17 protein-coding genes are annotated in these 23,372 nt (G+C 43.7%); 3 read left to right on the top strand and 14 right to left on the bottom strand.

Translation table 11 applies throughout. The features are described 5' to 3' along the window. Window positions 1-99: 99 nt before the first annotated feature. The 14 genes from dprA to EDD70_RS06120 form a co-directional block, all read right to left on the bottom strand. A complete protein-coding gene (gene dprA, locus EDD70_RS06185) occupies window positions 100-1,299 on the bottom strand; it encodes a DNA-processing protein DprA (protein WP_092751922.1) in 1,200 nt (399 codons plus the stop codon). 76 nt (window positions 1,300-1,375) lie between these two features. Continuing rightward, entirely contained in the window at window positions 1,376-2,170 is a 795-nt protein-coding gene (locus EDD70_RS06180) for a TrmH family RNA methyltransferase (protein ID WP_092751924.1), read from the bottom strand. 66 nt (window positions 2,171-2,236) lie between these two features. Next, window positions 2,237-2,590 carry a 50S ribosomal protein L20 gene (gene rplT / locus EDD70_RS06175; protein ID WP_092751926.1) on the bottom strand — a complete coding sequence of 118 codons (354 nt, stop codon included), beginning with the start codon at window positions 2,588-2,590 and terminating at the stop codon, window positions 2,237-2,239. Between the two features lie 55 nt (window positions 2,591-2,645). Next, entirely contained in the window at window positions 2,646-2,849 is a 204-nt protein-coding gene (gene rpmI / locus EDD70_RS06170) for a 50S ribosomal protein L35 (RefSeq protein WP_092751928.1), read from the bottom strand. A gap of 24 nt (window positions 2,850-2,873) precedes the next feature. Then, window positions 2,874-3,407, bottom strand: coding sequence for a translation initiation factor IF-3 (infC, locus tag EDD70_RS06165; RefSeq protein WP_092751930.1), 534 nt, complete (start codon window positions 3,405-3,407; stop codon window positions 2,874-2,876). Window positions 3,408-3,649: 242 nt separating this feature from the next. Continuing rightward, the gene (addA, locus tag EDD70_RS06160; RefSeq protein WP_162840792.1) at window positions 3,650-7,279 is read right to left on the bottom strand and encodes a helicase-exonuclease AddAB subunit AddA; all 3,630 of its coding nucleotides are present in this window, start codon (window positions 7,277-7,279) and stop codon (window positions 3,650-3,652) included. Then, window positions 7,266-10,715 carry a PD-(D/E)XK nuclease family protein gene (locus EDD70_RS06155; RefSeq protein WP_162840793.1) on the bottom strand — a complete coding sequence of 1,150 codons (3,450 nt, stop codon included), beginning with the start codon at window positions 10,713-10,715 and terminating at the stop codon, window positions 7,266-7,268. The genes addA and EDD70_RS06155 overlap by 14 nt, the downstream gene beginning before the upstream one ends. 142 nt (window positions 10,716-10,857) lie before the next feature. After that, window positions 10,858-11,391 (bottom strand): 2-oxoacid:acceptor oxidoreductase family protein, encoded by a 534-nt coding sequence (locus tag EDD70_RS06150; protein WP_092751938.1) that lies wholly within the window; start codon window positions 11,389-11,391, stop codon window positions 10,858-10,860. Then, window positions 11,391-12,140, bottom strand: a complete 750-nt coding sequence (locus tag EDD70_RS06145; protein WP_092751940.1) for a thiamine pyrophosphate-dependent enzyme — start codon at window positions 12,138-12,140, stop codon at window positions 11,391-11,393. The genes EDD70_RS06150 and EDD70_RS06145 overlap by 1 nt, the downstream gene beginning before the upstream one ends. After that, on the bottom strand, window positions 12,140-13,204 hold the full coding sequence (locus tag EDD70_RS06140; protein WP_092751942.1) for a 3-methyl-2-oxobutanoate dehydrogenase subunit VorB: 1,065 nt from the start codon (window positions 13,202-13,204) through the stop codon (window positions 12,140-12,142). Before EDD70_RS06140 ends, EDD70_RS06145 begins: the two co-directional genes overlap by 1 nt. 15 nt (window positions 13,205-13,219) lie before the next feature. Beyond that, window positions 13,220-13,426, bottom strand: coding sequence for a 4Fe-4S dicluster domain-containing protein (locus tag EDD70_RS06135; RefSeq protein WP_092751944.1), 207 nt, complete (start codon window positions 13,424-13,426; stop codon window positions 13,220-13,222). A gap of 17 nt (window positions 13,427-13,443) precedes the next feature. Further along, window positions 13,444-14,145, bottom strand: a complete 702-nt coding sequence (locus EDD70_RS06130) for a nucleotide-binding protein (RefSeq protein WP_092751946.1) — start codon at window positions 14,143-14,145, stop codon at window positions 13,444-13,446. 309 nt (window positions 14,146-14,454) lie between these two features. Beyond that, window positions 14,455-17,070 (bottom strand): glycoside hydrolase family 3 protein, encoded by a 2,616-nt coding sequence (locus EDD70_RS06125; protein ID WP_092751948.1) that lies wholly within the window; start codon window positions 17,068-17,070, stop codon window positions 14,455-14,457. A gap of 132 nt (window positions 17,071-17,202) precedes the next feature. Further along, complete coding sequence (locus tag EDD70_RS06120; protein WP_092751950.1) at window positions 17,203-18,957, bottom strand: class I mannose-6-phosphate isomerase; 1,755 nt, start codon at window positions 18,955-18,957, stop codon at window positions 17,203-17,205. 138 nt (window positions 18,958-19,095) lie between these two features. Here EDD70_RS06120 and EDD70_RS06115 point away from each other — a divergent pair, with 138 nt between their 5' ends. From EDD70_RS06115 to EDD70_RS06105, 3 genes are all read left to right on the top strand, one after another. Then, the gene (locus EDD70_RS06115) at window positions 19,096-19,815 is read left to right on the top strand and encodes a GntR family transcriptional regulator (protein WP_092751952.1); all 720 of its coding nucleotides are present in this window, start codon (window positions 19,096-19,098) and stop codon (window positions 19,813-19,815) included. Window positions 19,816-19,829: 14 nt separating this feature from the next. Next, window positions 19,830-20,765 (top strand): ROK family protein, encoded by a 936-nt coding sequence (locus tag EDD70_RS06110; protein WP_092751955.1) that lies wholly within the window; start codon window positions 19,830-19,832, stop codon window positions 20,763-20,765. A gap of 146 nt (window positions 20,766-20,911) precedes the next feature. Beyond that, complete coding sequence (locus EDD70_RS06105; protein WP_162840794.1) at window positions 20,912-23,287, top strand: glycoside hydrolase family 38 N-terminal domain-containing protein; 2,376 nt, start codon at window positions 20,912-20,914, stop codon at window positions 23,285-23,287. Window positions 23,288-23,372 lie beyond the last annotated feature (85 nt).

The raw sequence follows: 23,372 nt of genomic DNA, 5'->3' as shown, positions 1-23,372 counted from the left end.
AGCCTATATCTCAATAATATCGATCCATTTAGGTTGCTATTACTGTATGCATTGTGGCGGCAATGCATACAGTAATAACAACCGTGACAATGAAAATGTTTAAATTCGTTTATAGCGTTTACCCGAATGTGCAGACACTAAACCCATTATTTCAAGTTCTGTCAATGCTGTCAAGACTTGATTTATGGGTTTTTGTAATTTTATAGAAATTTCTTCTGTATGCATTGGGACATTGGTAAGTAGATGATAAACCAAAAGCGCATCACCTGTAACACCCTCGAGGTCGGGCTTTGGCGCCCTTTCCTGCACTGTTAGCTCTGGTTCTTCAAGCGGTGCTTTGTTCATTAAGCTTGTTTGCACAACTGCGGGGGATGTTTTATTTTTTGTATTAGGCGCAGACTGTAATTTTTCAAGCTTTATTGTACCCGCAAAGCGATAGCGATACTCTTCCAGCACATCCAAACCGCTGCTGACGGGAATTGCACCTTGCCGTAACAACGAAAATGTTCCGCGTGCACTTTCGTTAAAAATGTCGTTGGGTACGGCGAATACATCTTTGCCTTGGTCAAGCGCAACATGGGCTGTTATAAGAGAGCCGCTGCGCTCGCCGGCTTCTACCACTACAACACCCATTGAAAGCCCGGAAATAATGCGGTTACGGATAGGAAAATTCCCCGCATAAGGTGCCATACCCGGTACAAATTCTGAAATAACTGCGCCATTTTTAGCAATCAGCTCTCTTAAAGTCTTGTTCTGTAACGGGTAGGTTTTATCAATACCGCAGCCCAATACTGCTATAGTGCGCCGATCTTGTTTAAGCGCGGCGGTATGGCAAACAGTATCAATACCGGCAGCGAGACCGCTTACAATTACCGAACCTGCTTGAGCCAGTTCGCTTGCAATTTTATTTGCGGCACGATAGCCATAATCGGAACAACGGCGTGTACCCACCATTGCTACTGCAAGTTCGTTATCCAAATCGCCGAGTTCGCCGTCGACATAGAGTACGCAGGGCATGCCGTAGATGTTACGCAAACGGTTGGGGTATCTCTCGTCATCCGGCGTAATGATTGTAATGCCTTGTTTGTGCATTTTTTCGATAATGCGCTTGGCGTCATCCAACTTTGCAGCAACAAGCCTTTCGGTTTCTCCTTTTGTAATTTGCGAAATTTCGCGATAACCGCCTGATAAATAAAACTCTTCTATATTAGGAAAGCGACGGATAATCTCATCGGTTCTGCCGTTGCCGCTGCCGAAGGCCATCCCCAACCAAACCCAGTATTCCAAAGCCGATGACATGATCCGTCCTCCTTATCTTGCTAAAATAGATATGATAAATACAGTAAAAGATGCCGTAAATGAAGAGTGCCAAGCTCTATAAACCGGTTTTTCGTGTCATCTCCCACATAACCACAGCCGCTGCGATTGCTGCGTTTAGCGATTCCGTTTTACCCTGCATATCAATCATCATATTGTGGGTGCATATGTCTATTACGTCTTGTGATAAGCCGTTACCCTCGTTACCGATTACCGCTACAGCAGATTGCGTAAGGCTGCATTTTTGGATAGATACAGCTCGTTCGCTGAGGGTGGCTGCAAAAGTACTGTGGGTTTTGTTGAGCTGCTCGAGCAAGCTTACAAGATTTGCAGTAATGCATACGGGCACACGAAACGCACTGCCCATTGTGGAGCGAAGCACTTTGGGCGAAAAAATATCGGGGCAGTCGGCAGTAAGAATCACACCGTCAATGCCGAAAGCATCGGCGGTGCGCAAAATAGTACCGATATTGCCAGGGTCTTGCAAAGACTCAAGGGCGATGTAACACCCCTGGGTAAAGCTTTTTTCGTCCAGTTTATATTCAGGCAGGCGACACACTGCATAAACTCCTTGCGGAGTGCTGGCATCTGCAAGCTTGTTGGCAATATCTTCTGTAATTTCACAGCTGATTTTTGCATTTTGATACAACGAAACAAGCCGTTGAGAGTATTTTGCCAGCGCTGCAGGGGTACAGTAAAGTTCATCTATTGCAATACCACTTGCTGCAGCCTCTAAACAAAGCTTGATGCCTTCAGCAACAAACTGCCCGCATTGTATGCGCTCTTTTTTACTCTTCATCAGCTTAATGATGTGTTTTATATTCTGATTTTCTCTGCTGGTAATTCGATCCATCTGCTACACCTCATAAAATTGAAAATGCGCCCGTGCCATATAAAACACGGGCGGCAATATCAATTATTACAGGGCAGCTTTTGCTTTTTCTACCAATGCGGTAAAAGCAGCAGCATCATTGATTGCGATCTCTGACAGCATTTTTCTGTTCAGAGTTACGCCAGCTTTTTTCAGTCCGTTCATGAATGTAGAGTAGTTTGTATCATTCAAGCGGCAAGCAGCAGAAATTCTAGTAATCCACAAGCTGCGGAAGCTTCTCTTCTTTTGTTTTCTGCCGGCAAATGCATAGTTACCGGATTTCATTACTGCCTGTTTTGCAGTTTTAAAAAGTCTGCTTTTGCCACCAAAATAACCTTTGGCAAGTTTGAGAACTTTCTTTCTTCTCTTGCGAGTCATCGTTGCTCCCTTTACACGAGCCATATCTATATACCTCCGTTTTGGTCTTTCTAAATATAATAAGTTTTAAAATTGCCTACTATTTGTAAGGCAGCAACAGTTTGATAGCTTTAACGTTGGTCTTATCAGCATAAGCTGCTTTACGCAGACCTCTTTTTAGCTTTGTAGTTTTTCCATGACCGTTGAGCAAATGAGATTTGTTCGCATGAGCGCGTTTTACTTTGCCGGTTGCAGACATTTTAAAACGTTTTTTTGCACCGGAATGTGTTTTTAACTTAGGCATGAGAATGTATCCTCCCTTTAAGAATTACTTTGAGAGCTTCGACGTAATGAACATGACCATACTACGGCCTTCCATCTTCGGCAGCTTGTCAACAGTACCCACTTCGGCACACGCCTCGGCAAATTTTTTCATCTGACCTTCGCCCAAATGAGCATGTGCCATTTCACGACCTCTGAATCGAATTGCAACTTTGACCTTATCACCGCTCTTCAAAAACTTGATGGCATTGTTGAGTTTGGTTTCAAAATCGTGCGTATCAATATTCAGTGATAGGCGTACCTCTTTGGTATCAATGGTCTTCTGATTTTTTCTTGCCTCTTTTTCACGTTTCGTTTGCTCGAAACGGTATTTACCGTAGTCCATAATGCGGCATACGGGCGGCGTTGCCTGAGGAGCGATCTTTACTAAATCTAGATTTTTTTCAATTGCCAGATTCATCGCATCTCTGGTTTGCAGTACCCCTAGCTGTTCGCCTTCTGCACCGATGACTCTGATTTCCTTGTCTCTAATCTCCTCATTAATCAGTAGTTCCTTGTTGCTAATGTTAAGCACCTCCATAAAGCTCTTATAAAATGAACAAAGCGCGGACTAAAATTCGTCCGCGCACCGCAATACACACTAACGCCCTGTTAAGGGTTTCGCATTGGTATTGACCATGTAACGCTCCTGCGTACAGGTGAGAACGAATTGCTGTTCTACTTTGTTTTCTACAATAGTTTAACAGATGTATTCACTGTTGTCAAGTTTTATCTAACAATAAAAAAGAAAATATCTAAACTGTTTGAAACTGTTTGCTATGCTTAAAGTTTGAGCGGAATTTCCATATTTAACGCAAAAGAATACAAAATGCACTGCTTAACAGACAAATGCAGGCTTTCTTCTATTATCTTTTTATATAAGGTAAGTTGTGCTGAATAGCGTTGCTCCAGCTCTTGTGCGTCTTTTACTGCATCGGTTTTATAATCTACAATGACACAAGCGCCGTCTTCGATAAAAATACAATCGGCAACCCCCTGCACTGTAACGGTATCAGAGCAATCGGCATCATCAAAACCGATTTCATTAGCCTGCAGTTGCGATAAAAACCGCAGTTCACGGCGGACATCCTGCGAAGCGGCGATACGACGATAAAGCGGAGAGGCAAAAAACTTTTGTACCTGCTTTATATCAATACATTCGCGCTGAACTTGGGTAATGAAGCCCAATTGTGTAACACGCTCCACCTCAGCGGCAGCATCGGCGCTTGCTGATGCATAATCGGCAAATTGCATAAACTGGTGCAATGCAGAGCCGCGTTGAGCACCCGTAAGCTCTTTTTTTGAAAGAAATTTAGGTATGCGGTTAAACCGAAAGCTTTGGTTGCTTTCGCGGTGTGCAATTGAGGATACGCCCATTTTGGCAGGCACTTGAGTGGCTGCCGCATAGGGGTAACTGTAACTTGCACGATTTCTGATTTCATCGATTAGGCAAGGTACAGGCTCTGCAGTGATGGAAAGCTGTTCGCATTCCTGCTCGGCGTTGGGAGAAAGCGGTTGGTTGAATTCAACCAGCAAGCGTGAATTCTCCCACAGCACTCTGCTGTCATCTAAGGCTATTTTGCCACGTAACGGGGCACCATCGGGGTGACGCAAAGCACACATCAAAATCCAGTCGGCAAAACTCTTGCACTTGCGCACGAGATACGAAGAAATTTGTTTTTCCTCCGTAATACCGCCGGAAAGTGCTTTTAGCGTTCCATCAAGCCGTTTATCCTGCGTCATGGTAATAATCAGCTTTTCTTTGGCGCGTGTCATAGCAACATACAGCACGCGGAGTTCCTCCGACAATGAAGATCGTTCACTTTCCAGTTTGAGTGCCTCCATTGGAATTGTGGTGAACTCTTTCATTAACACAGGGTCGCGCCTGCGGCAGGCAAAGCCTAAGGTAGAGTGAAGAATCGTTCTTGCCATTGTGTAATCGACGGTATTATGCCCTTTTGCTGTATCGGAAAGAAATACAACAGGAAATTCCAACCCCTTGGAACGGTGGATGGTCATTACCCGTACTACATCTGCACTTTCACCAAGAGTGTTTGCAGGTGCAAAATCATCGCCGCGCTGTGTAACTTTGTCGATAAATCGCACAAAACTGCACAAACCTTTGTGCCCCGCTTTGCTGAAGCTTGCGGCGTATTCGGCAAGTAAGCGCAGGTTCGCCTTGCGGTTTTCGCCCATTGCCATAGCAGACACAAGCGAGAGATAATCGGTTTCGCGGTAAATACGCAAGATGAGATGGTCGATAGGCAAGGTAACCGCTGCCGCACTGTATTTTTTTATAGATTCTGCCAGAGCGGCACACTTTTCGTCCCCTTGGTCTGCAGCCTTGCAAATGCAAAGATAAAGCGGACTGTTGCGGTCAATCAGACGCACCTGTGCGACTTCATCCGGTGTAAATGCAAACAGTTCAGAAAGCATAACCGCGGTAAGAGGAACATCAAGAAGCGGGTTATCGAGTACACGAAGGAAAGAGAGCATGACAGAAATTTCACGCGAAGCGAGATACCCTCCTTGCACCTCTGCCCATGCATGAATGCCATTTGCCTGAAGCTCTTTCACAAATGTACTGATTTTATCTTTTTTAGAACGTAAAAGTACACAAAAGTCGCTTTGCCGTGCAGGGCGATAGAGTTTTTCTTCACTGTCGTAAATCAGATAACCGTCCGTTATCATTTCTGCAATGCGGCGTGCAACATAGCGTGCCTCCAACACAATTTTTGCGTCTTCACTGCTGTCGTCGGTTGTATCAATAATTTGTATTTCGGTAGCAATTTCATTCGTTTCGGGGTAATCAGCACGCGGAATCAGCGCCTCATCCTCATTGTAATCCAGCTCACCGAGTTTTTCGCTCATCAGTTGAGAAAACACAAAATTCACTGCATCTGTAATACCGATGCGGCTGCGAAAATTGGCACCCAAATTGATTTTTGATGGAAAATCTTCACCGTTATAGGGTGCATAAATGCGCTTTTTCTCCATAAAAATTTCAGGCATTGCCTGTCTAAAACGGTAGATGCTTTGTTTAACATCGCCCACTAAAAAAAGATTTTTTTCGCTGCCGTTTTCGTCGGTAAGGGCAAGTGCGCTGAATATCATGTTTTGTGCCTCGTTGGTATCTTGGTACTCGTCAATCATAATTTCATCGAAGTTTTGGGATACCTCTTGAGCAAGAGCAGACTTTACATGCACACCCTTTTGAGGTTCATCGTAAAGAAGGGCAAGTGTAAAATGTTCAAGGTCAGAAAAATCGACCAAACGCCGTTCACGCTTAAGAGCATCAAGGCGCGCTGAAAAAGAAAGAGTAAGTGAAAAAAGCAGTTCAATCTGCGGACGCAGGGTATTAATGTCCTCCTCGAATTCGGACGCTGTAGCAGAAAACAAACGGTCGGCAAGTTTTTCTAGTATTTTTTTTACTTCTTTACGAATAGCATCCACGCGCTGTTTTGCAGGGTTGTCTTTTTCGCCCATAACCCGCCCGCCAAGTGGTGTAAGCGCTTTTGCAGTGGTTAAAAGAGATGCAATTTCATCCCAATGGCTGGCAGTATGTTTTTTTTGAGAAACAAGTTCTACTATTTGCTTTACATTGCCAAGGTCTGTTTGAAACGTGTTTTTATAGGCAGCCTCCATCTTTTCGTTATCGCAGATGAGAATGACAGCTTCTTCTAAAATTTCTATACAATAAAGCAAAGAATCGGCAGTGTAAGATAATATGATTTCGCCCCATACCGTTTGACAAACGTTGGCGGTATTATTGTACATTTGCAGCTTTTCGGCAAGCCAATCTTCATAAAAAGGGTGAGAACGAATAAAATCATACAGCTTATATACGGTTTCGAACAAATTGCGGTCATCGCGCCCTGAACTGATTAGGTCAGCAAGCTCTGTAAAGTCATTCCCCTTTTCACCTGCATAATATTCCTCTATACATTGCTTCAGTGCTTCTTCACGCAGGTTGCCAAGTTCGCTGTCTTCTGCAATGGTTATATCGGGTGAAAGCGGAAGCAGTTGAACATGCTGTTTGATAAGATCAAAACAAAACGAATGAATTGTGCTGATGTGTGCCTTTGCAAGCAAAATCTGCTGGCGTTTGAGCAAAGCAGTATCGGGGCAGAGCGTGTCGTCGTACTCAAGGTCGGCATCGTTTGGCACAGGTTCAAGCAGTTTTTGCAGTTTGCTACTGATTTTTTCGCGCATTTGTTGTGCTGCTGCTTTCGTATAGGTAACAATAAGCATACGGTCTATATCCACAGGGTTTTTACGGTCAGTAATCCGCTCGATTACGCGCTGTGAAAGCACCGCAGTTTTACCGCTGCCTGCCGCAGCCGAAACCAGCAAAGAACCGCCTCTTGCATGGATAGCGGCGGCTTGTTCGGGTGTCCAGTTAATCTTCGCCATCCTGTTGCACCTCCTCTGCGTCGTTGTCCGCTTGCTGTGCTTGCTTTTCTGCATCAATTCTATCAAAAAAATCAGATTTGTTTTTTATATCGTCCACTTTATTTGTAAGATCGCCCTCTTCGTGCCCACATACCTCACGATAATCGCAGTATTCGCAGGTGGCATTATATTGGCTGGTATACGTTGGCACAGCACCAATAGCACCGCTGTGTAAAGTGTTTGCCATATCTACAACCATTTTTTCAACGTATTGTTCGAGTTTGCCCAATTCTGCCAAAGTTGCAATATCTCCTTTAATCTCGGTAATAATTTCGGTTGTTTTATCCTTCCCTTTGCCTGAGGTCTTCTCTTTTTCTTGAATTGTAACAGGGATAAAAACTCCCTCGCCGTCGCGTTCCATACCCAGTAGAGATTCGGGATTATCGAGCAGTAAACCGTTCATTTTAAGGGTTTTCATCTGCTCTTTTTCTGCTTCTTCAGCATCTGTACCACGGGCTAGCGAGGTGTATTTTGTTTTGGCAGGCATATATAAAATACCCGCAGGGGCAGCTTCTGCAAGGCTGCCTTGGCCGTTTCTTCTTAACGTAAAAAGGTAAATGAGCATTTGCAGGTTCAGCCCGCAGTAAATATCAGTAAGGTGAAACGTTTTGCTGCCCGATTTGTAGTCGACTACGCGTATATACTTTTTGTCATTTTTGTCCATCACGTCTACGCGGTCAACCACACCCTCAACCGCAACCGTACCGCCTGCGGCAGTTGGGAATTCTAAAGCGGCAATGTACATATTTTCGCTGTTATCGTCGGTTTTATTTTGCGACTTTTTAATGGGAAGTTCAAAATACACAGGGCGGAATTGGCTGTTTGCAAACTCTTTTGCCAAGTGCTGCAATAGTTTTAGCAAGGTATCTTCCAACCGTTTAAACAAATAGGTAAACCGCGCAGGCTTACTCTCTTTGCCTCCCATTTTTTCATCGACATACTGCCACAACAGGTTATGGATATCCTTGCGCAGTTTTTCTTCATCCAACACTGCACTGCAAATATCATCGTATTGCGAGAGCAAAGCTTGCAACACAAAATGCACCAGCGTACCAGATTCCATCGGAGACAGCTCGGCACGGCGGCGCGGCTTAATGCTTAAACCATAACGGCAAAAGTATGCCATTTTACACTGGTAAAATTGGTCAAGACGAGATGCCGAAAGGCTTATATCTTTGCCGTAAAGCTTAAAAATAGTTTTGCTGTTTGTTAGTTGATATTCGCTTGCTTTAGCCGGGTTAAGCAAACGCTGAACCCGCGTACCCATCCCCTGTTCTTCTAAATAAGATTTGAGTGAAGCTGTAAACTGGTTATCCTGTCGTAAAACCGAGCAAAATACGTCAAAAGCAGTTTTATTGTTTTGTATGTAAAGCATGTGGTCTTGCTCATCGGCAGATATTTTGTTAACAAACGGTAATACCGTACGAAGATTTTTTACTATGACCGAAGGGTAGAGGCTTTCGCCTTTGATGGTGGAGCAGGCATAACAGACCGTAAGTTGTTGAGACGGGCTGCATAATGCCGCATACGCACAAAAGGTTTCATCCAGCGATTTGCTTTCGGCTGTGTTGGATATTTCAAGCCCAGAACGAATCATTTGATCTCGCTCCGCATCTGATAAAATGCCACTCGATTTGTATACTGCGGGAAAAACCCCATCGTTTGCACCTACCAGAAAAGTTAGCTTGGGGGATGAAAGGCGGATACGGTCGGCAGAGCCGATGATAACCTGATCGAGCGTTTGAGGAATACTGCCGATATCAACCGAACAAAGCACCATGCGCAATAGCTCAGAGTATTGTTGTGCCGTAAGGTTTGCACCGCCAAGAGCCGCCGCAAATTGGTCAAGCAAATCAACAACTGTATCGTAGAGCTGAACACAATCGCCTGCAATGGGGTCATCCTCTTGTGCGTGGCGCAACCTATTTAAAATGCCCGATTGCTCAAGGTAACGAAACACCGCCGCCGCAAAACCTGCACCGTTGCACCGCTGTATTGAAGTAAAAAGTTCCTCCAACGGTGTGATGATTTGGATGCGAAGCTGGTTGAGGTGAGCAAGTTGTGTTTTATCCTTTTCGCTGAACTCTCCATAGCCTGAGGGGTTCATGGTAAAACCTTGGCGCCACGCTTGTCCTTTTACATCCCAAACAAAACAGTAGTTTTCAAGCTCACCAATTTCTTGTGAAGAAATACCCAGCAATGCAGTTTTTAGTAAAGCCATAATTCCATCCGTATCAAAATTACGACATACGGCATCTACCGCATGCAAAACAGCAGCGGTAAGGGGCTTTCCTGTAATATCCTCACGGCTATCCATAAAATAAGGAATTTCGTAGCGTTCAAAAACGCTCTCGAACGCCTGCGTATAGGAGGAAAGATCTCTCCCAATTACGGCTATATCGCGGTAACGCACGTCGCTTTTTCGCACCGCCTCACGTATGCAAGCGGCAACATATTCTACCTCATCGTACTGATTTTGCGCTTCAACAAGCTGGATGTTGCCACACGGCTTATTGTATGGAACTGGATGGGAACGAAAAACATTTTGCTCTAAATGTACTAATTCATCGTTCTGGTAACGGTAGTGATGGTTTAAACGAATCAGCGGCAGCTCTTGCACGCTGTTATTTTTTGCAATGCGCTTAAGACGGGCGGCTGTTTTTTTTACAAGCGAAAACAAACCTAAATCATCTTCATGTTCCTCTAAACTATCGGTACAAAGTGTAACGGTGACCAGGAGAGATTTTGAAAATATATGGTCGAGTATGAGGTGTTCTGCGGCTGTAAAAGACTTAAAAGAATCGATAAACACATCATAATCGGCAAAGAACGGTTCACTCTCAAGATACCCACAAGCACGGGTGATATCGTCTTCTGCATCTTTGTAGCTGCGGTCAATCATTGCCTGATAAACACGGTAAATTGAGGCAAGTTCTCCTGTTTTTTTTGCAAGTCCCTCTTCTTCTCCAGTTTGCTGGGCAAACTGTTCGAGCTGTTCGGGCGTGATGCCTGCATTTTTAAATTCGCTGACTTGCGATACCATAGATTCTACAAAGCGCATACGGTTTGTTTTATTGGAGTAAAGTTCAAGAGTATCGGATAGTTCCTCCAGAGTAAGGCTCATAAGCAAAAGGCGGGCGCTGTCATCGATATAATCGCCCGCAAGCCCGCCGTAACAGCGAAAAATACGGTTGCACAGGCGCGTAAAGCTGAGAACTTCGGCATGGATGGCAAGCCGTGCTCCCAGCATTTCATACAGGGTTTTTTCGGTTTCAAACGAGTGCTGTTCGGGCACTATAACGATGGCTTGCTTGCCCGCACGCACGCTTTCGCAAACTTTTTGGCGCAGCAACGTTGTTTTACCGCTGCCGGTTGTTCCAATAATAAATTGCAGCATGGGTTCCTCCTGTATGGGTTTTAAAGCTAAATTCTTTAAAATAATTATATCATGGTAAGTGCCAAAAAGCATCTGCCCCGTGTTAACAAAAATAAGAGCCATCTGCACATAGCAAATGGCTCTTACATAAGTTATTTGTACTTTACAGGGACATACCTAAATCGATTGCCTCGATATTTTTCACCTTAAGGTGCTGTTTTCTTGCAGAAACGCACTTATCAATTGCCTTGCGCACCGATTCGTATTGAGCAAAGCCAGTTTCTTTGAGCAGTTTGCCGACAAGAATAATATTTGCAAGCCCTTCGAGCCCTTTTTCGGATGCGAGCTCGGTTGCAGGAACGTAAAACACGTTAATATCGGTTCTGTCACATTTCTTGGTCACCAATGTACTATCTATGATAGCAGTGCCGCCAGCCTCTACCGCATCAATAAACCGATCGTAGGATGGTGCGTTCATTGCGATGAGCACGTTGGGGGTTACAACCAACGGAGAACCGATTGGCTCGTCGGAAACACAGATAGAACAGTTTGCTGTGCCACCGCGCATTTCAGGGCCGTAAGACGGCAACCACGAAACACTTTGGTCTTCAATCAAGCCGGCATAAGCAATTACCTTGCCCGAAAACAGAACACCCTGGCCACCAAAGCCTGCCATTACCATATTATAAGAAGCCATTATTTGTCCCCTCCTGTTTTATCTTTATAAACGCCAAGAGGATAGTAAGGAATCATATTGTCGCGCAGCCAGCCAAGTGCCTCAACAGGTGTTAGCCCCCAGTTGGTAGGACAGGTGGACAGGACTTCTACAATAGAAAAGCCTTTTTTGTCAACCTGAGTCTGGAAAGCTTTTTTAATGGCAGCTTTTGCTTTACGGATGTTAGGGACCGAATCCACCGAAACACGCTCTGCATAAGCAGTACCGTCGAGAGTAGCGAGCATCTCGGACATACGGATAGGATAGCCCGCAGCAGCAACGTCACGGCCGTAAGGTGTGGTTTGTGTAACCTGACCGGGCAGTGTTGTGGGAGCCATTTGGCCGCCTGTCATACCGTAAATACAGTTGTTAACGAAAATGATGGTAATGTTTTCGCCGCGGGTAGCAGCATGGACGGTTTCTGCGGTGCCGATTGCGGCAAGGTCGCCGTCGCCCTGATAGGTAAAGATGACGTTATTGGGCAGGCTGCGTTTTAAACCGGTTGCAACCGCAGGTGCTCTGCCATGAGGCGCCTCTACCATATCGCATTTAAAATAGTTGTATGCCATAACAGCGCAACCAACAGGCGCAACACCTACGGTATCGCCCTCGCACTGCAATTCATCTATAACCTCTGCAACCAACTTGTGAATGATACCATGGGTGCAGCCGGGGCAATAATGCAGCACAGCATCGGTAAGTGCATGGGATTTTTCATATACTACTGCCATTATTTAGCACCTCCTGCAATTGTTTTAATTTGCTCAAGCACCTCAGCAGGTGTGGGGATGACACCGCCGGTGTGACCAAAGAAATGCACCGGTTTTCTGCCGTTTACAGCAAGGCGTACATCGTCTACCATTTGGCCCATGCTCATTTCGACGCATAGGAAGTTTTTAGAAGTAGCACATGCCTTATCAATGGCTTTATCGGGGAACGGCCATACGGTAATGGGGCGGATAAGACCCGCTTTGATGCCCTGCCCGCGTGCGGTTTTAACAGCACTTTGCGCAATACGCGCGGTTGCACCGTAGGCAACCAGAACAATGTCGGCATCTTCAACCATATATTCTTCGGCACGTTGCTCGTTCTCTTTGATAACATCGTATTTCTTAAAGCGGTCTACAATCGTTTTCTCTAATTCTTTAGCCTGCAAATACAGAGAATTAACAACATTGTGTTCACGCTTATTCTGATGACCGTTGGTAGCCCAAGGTTTATCAATAAACTCGGTAACCTCTTTTTCTGGGAATGTAACAGGCTCCATCATCTGGCCGAGCATACCATCGGCAAGAATCATAGCAGGCATTCTGTATTTATCTGCTTTGTCAAATGCGTCGTAGACGAGGTCAACCATCTCTTGAATAGTAGAGGGAGCGAACACCAAGATGTGTAAATCTCCATGGCCGGGTGCACGGGTTGCCTGCCAATAATCGCTTTGTGCAGGCTGAATGCCGCCAAGCCCCGGGCCGCCGCGCTGGACGTTGATAATGAGACAAGGCAGGTCGGAACCTGCAATGTAGGAGATACCCTCGCATTTGAGCGAGATACCGGGAGAGGATGAAGAAGTCATAGCACGAACACCTGCGGATGCTGCGCCCAAAACCATGTTAATTGCACTGATTTCTGACTCTGCCTGCAGGTATGTACCGCCGATTTTAGGCAGACGTTTTGCCATATATGCAGCAACCTCGGTCTGAGGTGTAATCGGGTAGCCGAAGAAGCTGTGGCAACCGCATTTAATTGCGGCTTCCGCGAGCGCTTCGTTGCCCTTCATTAATACTTTATCAGCCATTTCTGCACTACCTTTCTACTTTTCTACTTTAATTGCACTGTCGGGACACATCATTGCACACATAGCACATGCAATGCATTTTTCAAGGTCGATGACCTGAGCGGGATGGTAGCCTTTGGGGTTGAGCCTGCTTTTGTCCAATTCTATAATCTTTTTAGGACAAACACTGACACACAAACCGCAACCTTTACAAGTAATCTCGCTGATGGTTACTTTTGCCATAGATGACACCTCCATAATTATAACTGAATGTTCGTTTTTTCTTCCCATGGGGGCTTTACGAAAATGTCCAACGGATAACCATTTGGAACATTGCCCCTCGAAATAATCTCCTTCTCCAAACGTCTGTCGTAAGCGGTGGCAACCAAAGGGATGTCTGCAAGCTGTGCTACCGTTTGAGCATATTCTAAAGAAGACGTTATGGTATCAGATGTAGTCTGATAAGAAACATTGGAATTGTTGACGATGCCCGTAGCAGTTAGGCGTGAAATCTGCTCGATATCACGCAGGATTTCTACAGCTTCGCCGGGGGTACGTGTTAGATAACGATACTGATTGATAACATAAAGATAGGTATAGTCTCCGTCATCCAGCACCATACGTGCATAACGCCCCATTGCGGCAGCGCCTGCATCATCACCGCCCACGTCGATAACAACCGTACGTTCTTTCTGCCCAAACACTGCATGAATATCCGCAGTAAGTGCAGGGATATCGAGGTTGGTGTTAGCATAGGTTGGGCTGATGGTATGAATGCCGTTTTCGTTTAAACTATCGTTAAAATCCGCCGAGCGGAAGTATGGATTTACTATGTCTAGGTCTACCAGCGTTACATCTTTACCCTGCTTTTTTAAATCAACCGCAAGGTTTACAGCAAGGTTGGTTTTGCCGCTGCCATAATGACCGCATATGATGTTGATGCGTTTACAAAAATCTGCCACAGGGCACCCCGCCTTTCAAAATATGTATTTATTTATTATAGCATCTTTTAGCGCTTCACACAATGAAAGCGAAGATGTAAATTGTGATAAGAATTGGCAGCCGATTTTTTCTAAAACTGTATTGATTGCACATTAAAAAATTACCTGTTTGCAGTAGTAGGACTGATACGGTGTTTATTTACAGCGTGCTGCACAGAACCGGGAGACCATTGTAAAAAGCCTTCTTATTGATAAATTTAATATCAAATAAGAAGGCTTTATTTATTAGCAGAGAACAGTATCTTATCTGCTGTAGAACAAACTGTTATTCTATTGTGAAACGCAAAATTCAGCTGTCAACAAAATATTTGCTGAATGGCTGCCTACCATAACCTCGAATTTACCAGGCTCAACAACCCATTCAAAATTTTTGTTTAAAACTCTTAACTGTTCATAACCTAATGTTAATGTAACCGTTTTTGTCTCGCCTTTAACCAAATAGATCCGTTTAAAACCAGCCAATTCTTTATAGGGGCGCAAAACACTGCTGTATTCATCATGGATATAAAGTTGTGCGACTTCTTCGCCAGCACAGCTGCCTACATTCGTTACATCAAATATCACATCTACTGTTTCATCTGCTTTGATATTGGATTTTGATAATTTTATATTCGAGTATTCAAAATTTGTGTAACTTAAGCCATATCCAAAAGGATATAACGGCAGCCAATCCATTTCGACATATTTGGTTGCACTAAACGGGCATCGGTTGTAGTGTACAGGTATCTGCCCTACTGATTTTGGAAAGGACATTGGCAAGCGTCCCGCAGGATTCACATCGCCAAAGAGTACTTTTGCTATTGCCATGCCGCCTTGTTCGCCTACATGCCAGGCTTCTACAATAGCGGGTATGTTGTCGTTTTCCCAAGTAATGGACAAAGGTCTGCCATTTTGCATAACCAATACAACGGGCGTACCTGTTGCATGAATTGCCTTAACCAGCTCCAGCTGTTTGCCCGGCAGGTTCAAATCCGCACGGTCAAAATTTTCTCCGCAGGTTTCTTCACTGTCGCCAACTGCTACAATGGCCACATCTGCATTTTGTGCTAAGCGAACCGCCTCATCCAGATTCACTCTTCCGTGATTGTACCCAAAAATGACACGGGCGCCTCTTTGGTCGTTTTTATATTCTATTTTAACAGAATACTCTTTCTCTTTTATAAATTCAAAATCAACCATTTGGTTGGCATTTAATTCTTCCCAGCCATCCACAATTAATTTGCCGTCAATCCATAATCTCATACTATCCATTGTGCTTAGCCCAATACAGCCTTTAAAGTTACGGTCAGGCAAAAGAGTTCCGCTCCAACGCACTGCAAATTTATCGGCATTAACGCCCTGCGCAGGTTTTGAATAGATAAAGTTAAAGTTTATATTGCTATCAACTCTTGTATGCACCGGTTCACCGGAGAAATCAAGAGTGTTATAATATTTACCGGTTAAGCCATTTTTTCCGTTTTCGTCGCGTAGCCACTCTTGAGGGATAGGTTTGATATCTGCATCTAAAATGCTGCACCCAGAATTATAGGTTACATTTGTATTTTTTGAAACAATTGCCTTAATCCCATCAAGCAAGGTAACAGCACGGTCTACACTGCTTGCAGAACTATAGCCGCCAAACCTGCAAGCTACCGCACTCGGACCAATGACCGCAATATTTTTTATAGATTTTTTGAGCGGCAAGATGTTGTTTTGGTTTTTCAGCAGACAAATCGATTTTTCAGCAACTTCTAAAGCGACATTCTTATGCTGCTGGCAGTTTACAATTTTTTGGCTTAAAGACTCATCTGTAAGCGGATTATCGAACAGACCCAGCATAAACTTCACTCTTAGAACCCTGCTGCAAGAAATATTAATTGTTTCTTCGGTAATTTCATCGCACTTTACCAAGTCGATTAAGGTACTTTCATACTCCTCGTGCGGGAAATCATACAGCTGCATATCAACCCCGGCTTCAATGCCCATCTTAATTGCTTCTCTGTTATTTTTAGCCACAAAATGGCAGGTATGCAGCATGCGAACCGCTGTCATATCAGAGCGAACAAAGCCTTTCATCCCGAGTTTTTCGCGCAATACATCGGTTAGCAATTCTCTATCTTGCGCAACTGCAACACCATCAATGGTATTGTAAGAGCACATTGTATTTAAAGCACCGGCTTTAAAAGCAGATTCGAATATCGGCAAACAGTAATTTGCATGGTCGCGGCGCCCAAACATTGCAGGGCCGCAATTGAGGCCTCCGCTTGGTGCGCCATACCCCGAAAAATGCTTTGGTTCTGCAACAATGGCATTGTTTTGGGTTAAGTCGTCTCCTTGTAAACCTTTTACCATTTTATACGCCATTTTTGCACCCAAATAAGTATCTTCACCGTAACCTTCTTCAACTCGCCCCCAACGAGGGTCGCGCGCTAAATCGAGTACGGGTGACCACCCTTCGTGAATGCCCAAGCTCCGTGCTTCTGAAGCGATTGCTCTGCCTTGTTTATAGGCTAGTTGCGGTTCAAACGTAGCGGCTAAAGCAATTTGCTGAGGAAATATGGTAGCCTCAGGCCAAACCAATCCGTGCAGTGTTTCTTCGCTGAATAAAATCGGAATACCTAACCTTGTATTTTGGATATGGTAGGCTTGGATTTGATTGTTGAGTTTTGACGATGAATATCTGTTTTGCAGGCATCCAACACCTACATCTCCAAATAATTCTGTATATTTTGCGCCGTCAAATTTGGTTAATGTTTCAGAATCTCCTGCAAGCTCTGTTCCTGAATAAATATCCAACTGGCGAACCTTTTCTTCTAATGTCATCCGATTTAGTAAGTCTGAAATGCGTTCTTCAATGTCAATGGTTTTATCCATAAATGGGTAACCTTTTAAATCTGCTCTTAACATAAATTTCATCCTTTATTTTAGTTAAGTTTAAGGGTTGTTTGGGTAATGTATAACATGGCTCATTCTATTTTTCGCCTCTGATATATGCAGCGCACCTGTAAGAGTGAATGTTTTTAAAATTAACTCAAAAAACTATCCGCGCACATACGCCATTAATACTTTAACCGATTTGCCCTGCGACGGTCCATCGGGAGTTATAATACACCTTTTGGCAGCCTCAGGCAAAATAAATGTTTCAGCATAATGCACCTGAAACGGAGCAAATGCATTATCTAAACTTGTAATGACAACCTGTTCACCTTCTACCAAGTTAAGCATGCGAACACTTCCGTTATCGGGCACCTGTATAGGTCTGTCAAATGTAAACCGATGTGTCTCTAAAAACTCTCTTTCGTGCAAACCGGTGTACTCTGTTTTTATTCCCTCTTTTTCATCTAATACAACTTCTTGATGAAGAAGATGTTTTTGTACCCATTCGGTATCCCGCTCCCATTGAATATTCGCCGCACCATGCTTCAGATGTACCGGGCGAGGTTTTCCATCCAACCCCAGTCTGCTCCAATCCCATAGCTTAAAAGTAAAGATGTAAGGGGTTGCACTTACTTCTAATACCATTGTGCCTGTGCCCGAACAATGTACCGTACCTGCGGGAATAAGAACATGGTCATGCTTTTTTATCGGAAAGCTGTTTACATATTTCTCTGCCGGGAAATCGCATTCTCCATGCTGAGCACGTTCTAAATCGGAAAGCATTGCATCTTTATCTACATTTGTTTTTACACCTAAATAAACACATGCATCATCCTCGGCATCTAAAATATAATAACTTTCATCTTGCGTGTAACGCATGTTAAATTGTTCTTGTATATACTCTGTTAAAGGGTGAACCTGTAAAGATAGGTTTTGACCGCCCATAGTATCCAGCAAATCAAAACGGATTGGGAATTCTGTGCCAAAACGGGCATGTACACGATCGCCCAATAAATGACGAGGGCAATATAGTACTAAATCCATTGCAGGCAGTTCTAAAATAGTTTCTCCAAATTGCAACAAGAGGCTGTTTTCTTCAGGGACACCATCAAAGCTCCACGCAAAGTTAGGCGCATCTTGGTCCAGTCCGCAAACACGTTTCATCCATTGACCGCCCCATACACCCGGGTCGAAATAAGGTACGGTGCGAAACGGTTGTTTGGCAGCTTGGCGCAGCGCTTGACGTACCCCCTCGCCGCTTACCAGTACAGGTTTTTCGGCTTTGTTGGTATCCAAAAAATAATCGATACGGTCAAACAGTGTTTTTTTATGTTTATCTGCCCATCGCCATTCAGCAAAAAAGCCACGTTTGTATTTTGATAAAATTTCTGCTTTTTCGTTATGGGTGTGCCAGTTGCTCATCCCGGCACGATAGCGAAGCTGTATCTCCCAGCGTGATAGGTCGGCATAAATTAAGATATCGCCCTCGGTAATTAATGTTGCACCCACACCATAAACAAGCACAACGCCCTTTTTTACAGCATCTATTTTTTTCCTGGCTGCCTCCAGCTTCTCATTTATAAAGTAATCGTTTAAAAATTTTGTGGTCATAACACCGAAAACACGGTCGTCCGTAAGGGTATCTTCCAAAAGAGCATCCAATTCTTGCTCAGAAACCGCGCAGTCATCGCTGCATATTGTATTTTCAAACTGAACGGTGCTTAACCCGTTTAACAATTCATCGTACCGTACACCCGGATAGCAATCTATTACAATAACAGATTTTTTATTGTGTTGAGTACAAGCTTTTAATTCTTGCGCTATCTTATTCCACCCCGACAAAGCAAGGTGATTGCCGCCTTGCACCTGAATAACAGGATAACGGTTGTAATTGGACAACTTTGTGGCATGATTCATATTATTGTTCCTTTCCTTACATATCATTTTCTTTAGTATACAATATGTCAATACATATTTCAATTATTATTTAACAAATGTATTTACATATGTTTTTTCCTGTGTTATATTTACCTAGAAAAGGTTGGTGTAATTATTATGAAAGCATTGCATCTGCAAGCGGAAGATTTTTTAATGGAACGCATTCACAGCGGGCAGTGGCCCCCGGGAACACAAATTCCGCCTGAAACAGAGCTTGCTGCCGAACTGGGAGTAAGCCGACCTACTATACGGCAAGCAATGGCGCGCCTTGTTTCAAACGGTTACCTTGTACGTATAAAAGGCAGAGGCTCGTTTGTTAAACAGAGCAAGCTGCTCCACCGTTCTACATCTATGCTTTCCAGCTATCGTATGGAAAGCGAGCGGCAGGGGCTTCGTATTTCTACACAGGTACTGTGCCTGAAAACCGAATACGCAAAAGAGGATGCTATGCGCAACCTAAATTTAACCGGTAAGGCAAAGGTATCGGTTTTAACACGTTTACGCAGAATAAATGGATATAACGGAGACCGCCCTGTTGTGCTGACTACAGTGCATGTTCCATTCAACCGTTTTCCTGAACTGCAGGATATGGATTTTACACAAATATCGTTATACGAGGCACTGGAACAAAAAGGGCTGTATGTAAAACATGCCTCACGCGAGCTTGAAGCGATAATGCCACAGCCGGAGATTGCCGAACTGCTGCAAATAAGCCAATTTGAACCTGTATTGCTCATACGTTCAATCGGTAAATTAAGCAATGGCACGCCTATTGAGTATTCTGAAAGCTATTACCCCGCCGGTTGCAGCAAATTTCAAATTGAAACCGATCGGTAAAAGGAGACCATAACATGAATAACAAATTTTGGATTTGCATGGATGTAGGCGGAACCCAAATTAAGGCGGGTGTGTTAACACAAAGCGGTAAAATATTGGGGGAACTACGTACGTTTTCATCCAATGCCAAACATTCTAAAACCGAAATATGCAATCATTTTGTACACATCATACGAGAACTATACAATCAAATTAAGCAGATGTTCCCACAAGAGCAGTGGGAAATATGCGGCGTGGGTATGGCTTTTCCGGGCCCGTTTGATTATGATGCCGGCATTTGCCTTATGCAAAATTTGGACAAATACGATGCTTTATATGGAATTAGCCTAAGAGAAGAAATTGCAGCTATTTTAAAAAAAGACCCTGTGTTGCAGCATTTAAGGGATATTCCTTTTATATTTTGCAACGATGTTGAAGCTTTTGCGTTGGGAGAACACGCATTAAACCCCGGTTTTACACGTGGTTTGTACGTCTGCATTGGAACGGGCTGTGGTTCGTCTTTTTTAGTGGATGGAAAGCTGGCTGACAACAGCATACCCGGAGTCCCCCCCAATGGGTGGATTTATGGTTTGCCTTTTAAAGATGCAACGATTGATGATTATCTTTCTAAACGTGGTATTTGTAAATTAGCATTACAGGAGTTTGGGAAGCCTTTGGAAGGCAAAGAACTTGCAGAGCTTGCGCAAGAGCAAGATGAAAAAGCACTGCATTGTTTTGACCGTTTCGGGAATTATCTTAACGAAGCTCTCTCCCCCATTTTAAATGCATTTAAGCCGAATGCGCTGGTACTTGGAGGGCAATTGATGAAGAGCTTTTCGCTTTTTGGCGAGCCTCTGCAACAGTTTTGCAACAAAAATAGAATTGCCCTGCGCATCAGCCCTGAATCTTCACAAAGCGCCTTAATTGGTTTGTTCCATCTATTTTGCCCTAACATAGTATTGAAACAGTAAAAACAAAGTTGTTTTTACCCAAAACCTAACGTTTTTATACTAAAAGCTAAGAATTATGAGATAGTCGCAGATACCATTTATAACTATAATAAATGTACAGCTCGTTTATAACACTAAAATACTATGAATATGAAAGGATAACGCTTATGGCACATTCAATTAAAACGGTTTATATTGTCCATCATTCGCACACAGATATCGGCTACACCGACCTGCAAGAGCGTGTAATTGATTTTCAAGTAGACCACATACGTTCTGCACTTCAATTACTCACAGAAAAAGAGAATTATGAGTTCCGCTGGAACTGTGAAACCTATTACTGCGTGGAACGCTTTTTGGAACAAGCAAACGAAGAGGAAAGAAAATTGTTTTTCGACCTTGTGCGAGAAGGCCGCATAGGTATTTCTGCAACTTACCTTAATTTTAACGATTTGGTTGACGCATCCATACTAAAGCAAAAAACAAAAGGCATGATAGAACTTTTTGCACAACAAAACATAACCGTTAAAACTGCAATGAATGCGGATATCAATGGTATTTCTATGGGGCAGCGGGATGCTCTGCTGGACAATGGCATAGAGTTTTTATTCACCAACATTCATACACACCATGGTATGTACCCGCTTTACCAAAACCAAAACGCCTACTGGTGGGAAGCAGCAAACGGCAAACGTTTGTTGGTATGGAATGGTGAGCATTACAACTTGGGAAACGCGCTTGGCTTAAAAGAAAATAAAATTCTCTACTATATGGAGAATTCTTATTTTGGTAACCAACGGATGGAAGATGCCGCTGAAAACTTGCATAAAAATTTGGACCACTATTTGACCGAATGTGAAGAAGCAGGGTACCCTTATGATTTCATCATCTCCGGCGTATCGGGTGTGTTTAGCGACAATGCACCGCCAAACCCCGATATTATGCGTACCATAGAGACTTACAGAAAACGCTTTGGCAATGAAGTGCAACTAAAAATGGTAACTTTAAATGAGCTGTACACTGCCATTCGCGGCCGTTTAGGAGAACTGCCTGTTTATAAAGGCGATTTAAACGATTGGTGGGCTAACGGAGTGGGCTCTACACCCGGTGCAGTAAAGCACTACCGCGCCGCGCAAAAAATGTACCATTTGGCAGACAAATTGGATCATGGCTTGCGTGAAGCTTTCCCTGAGCAAAACCATACGGCAGAGGATAACCTCTTACTTTATGCAGAACATACTTGGGGGCATTCTGCAACCGTTACAAACCCCTACGATACTTTTGTTTTAGATTTGGATATGCGCAAAAACAGCTATGCATCCAAAGCGCATGAGGCAGCAGCTCTGCTGTTAAACCGTGCAATGATGCGCAAGGGCGGAACGCTGCGTTACTATAATACCAGCGGAACAATGCGTGCAGTTAACCCGGGGAATTGCTCTGGAATTTTCCCTGTGGAGTTTTATATTGAAACACCGGTGTTAACAGGTGCACGCTTAGTGAATACCGCTACCAAAGAAGAAATGACAGTTCAGCTCTCCAGCCACCCAAGAGGCGTTTTAATTAGTTTTACCGATCGCTTTGGCGCAGGAGAAACCAAGGAATACAGCTACGAAGAAATACCTGCAAAGCCCAAAACACTGAATAGCCGCCATGCTTATGTTGGTGCAGAACGCGTGCGTGATATCGTTAACGATTATGAGCCTGAAACATACCGTTTACCGTATGAATTGGAGAACGACTGGTTCCGTATTTGTTACACTATAGGCGAAGGATTTACTTCTTTTTATAACAAAAAATCAAACTGCGAAATGCTAACCGACGGACTGTCGCAATTCTTTACACCAATTTATGAGCGTACAGAACTACGTGAAGATGCTTATACCGAACGTGCACGTCTAGGGCGCAATATTCGCGGTGTACATGCGCAACAATTTGCAGGCAAATTAAAAGGCGTAAAATGTATTAATCAAGGCGAAGTCTATACCACTATGGAATTTGCATTTGACCTGGAAGGTACAAGAGAATGTTTCATGCTTTTGCGTATGTACCGCAATATCCCGCGTATCGACTTTACTTTGCGCATAGCAAAAGAAATTTCAAACGACATTGAAAGTGTTTATCTCCCCCTTAACTTGGCTTTACCGCAACGTGAGGTGTACATTAAAAAAGGCACAGAACCTTTTAGACCGGGGATTGACCAATTACCGGGTACTTGCATGGAATATTGGATGACGGATGTAGGTACTGCCTATATCAATAAAAACCAGACCGTACAAATATTCACACCCGATACCCCGCTGATTTATATAGGAGAAATGCGCCACCACCCCATTTTGTTGTGTAATAACAAAGCAGAAAACAACCAGCGCGATGTTTACTCGTGGATTATGAACAACACCTGGGAAACCAACTTTAAAATGGATTTATCAGGTTTTTATGAATTCTGTTATCGCTTGGAATTATCCGATAAAACTTCGCCCGAAGAATGCTTCTGTGAAATGGATGAAAAACAGCACAGCATATTCCCGTATATGGTACAGTAATACTAGCAATCAAATCATTGATTGCAGTGCAGTACGCCCAGCTTTGCTGTGCACTTCGTGCTATAAAAATACCGTACCCAGCAGA

Source organism: Hydrogenoanaerobacterium saccharovorans (genome assembly GCF_003814745.1).
Lineage (GTDB): Bacteria > Bacillota > Clostridia > Oscillospirales > Ruminococcaceae > Hydrogenoanaerobacterium > Hydrogenoanaerobacterium saccharovorans.
This window is presented reverse-complemented; position numbering and strand designations above follow the sequence as displayed.

Coding starts and splice junctions, on each gene's coding strand:
- dprA (WP_092751922.1), bottom strand. CDS start 1,299: ATGTCATCGGCTTTGGAATACTGGGTTTGGTTGGGGATGGCCTTCGGC.
- EDD70_RS06180 (WP_092751924.1), bottom strand. CDS start 2,170: ATGGATCGAATTACCAGCAGAGAAAATCAGAATATAAAACACATCATT.
- rplT (WP_092751926.1), bottom strand. CDS start 2,590: ATGGCTCGTGTAAAGGGAGCAACGATGACTCGCAAGAGAAGAAAGAAA.
- rpmI (WP_092751928.1), bottom strand. CDS start 2,849: ATGCCTAAGTTAAAAACACATTCCGGTGCAAAAAAACGTTTTAAAATG.
- infC (WP_092751930.1), bottom strand. CDS start 3,407: ATGGAGGTGCTTAACATTAGCAACAAGGAACTACTGATTAATGAGGAG.
- addA (WP_162840792.1), bottom strand. CDS start 7,279: ATGGCGAAGATTAACTGGACACCCGAACAAGCCGCCGCTATCCATGCA.
- EDD70_RS06155 (WP_162840793.1), bottom strand. CDS start 10,715: ATGCTGCAATTTATTATTGGAACAACCGGCAGCGGTAAAACAACGTTG.
- EDD70_RS06150 (WP_092751938.1), bottom strand. CDS start 11,391: ATGGCTTCTTATAATATGGTAATGGCAGGCTTTGGTGGCCAGGGTGTT.
- EDD70_RS06145 (WP_092751940.1), bottom strand. CDS start 12,140: ATGGCAGTAGTATATGAAAAATCCCATGCACTTACCGATGCTGTGCTG.
- EDD70_RS06140 (WP_092751942.1), bottom strand. CDS start 13,204: ATGGCTGATAAAGTATTAATGAAGGGCAACGAAGCGCTCGCGGAAGCC.
- EDD70_RS06135 (WP_092751944.1), bottom strand. CDS start 13,426: ATGGCAAAAGTAACCATCAGCGAGATTACTTGTAAAGGTTGCGGTTTG.
- EDD70_RS06125 (WP_092751948.1), bottom strand. CDS start 17,070: ATGTTAAGAGCAGATTTAAAAGGTTACCCATTTATGGATAAAACCATT.
- EDD70_RS06120 (WP_092751950.1), bottom strand. CDS start 18,957: ATGAATCATGCCACAAAGTTGTCCAATTACAACCGTTATCCTGTTATT.
- EDD70_RS06115 (WP_092751952.1), top strand. CDS start 19,096: ATGAAAGCATTGCATCTGCAAGCGGAAGATTTTTTAATGGAACGCATT.
- EDD70_RS06110 (WP_092751955.1), top strand. CDS start 19,830: ATGAATAACAAATTTTGGATTTGCATGGATGTAGGCGGAACCCAAATT.
- EDD70_RS06105 (WP_162840794.1), top strand. CDS start 20,912: ATGGCACATTCAATTAAAACGGTTTATATTGTCCATCATTCGCACACA.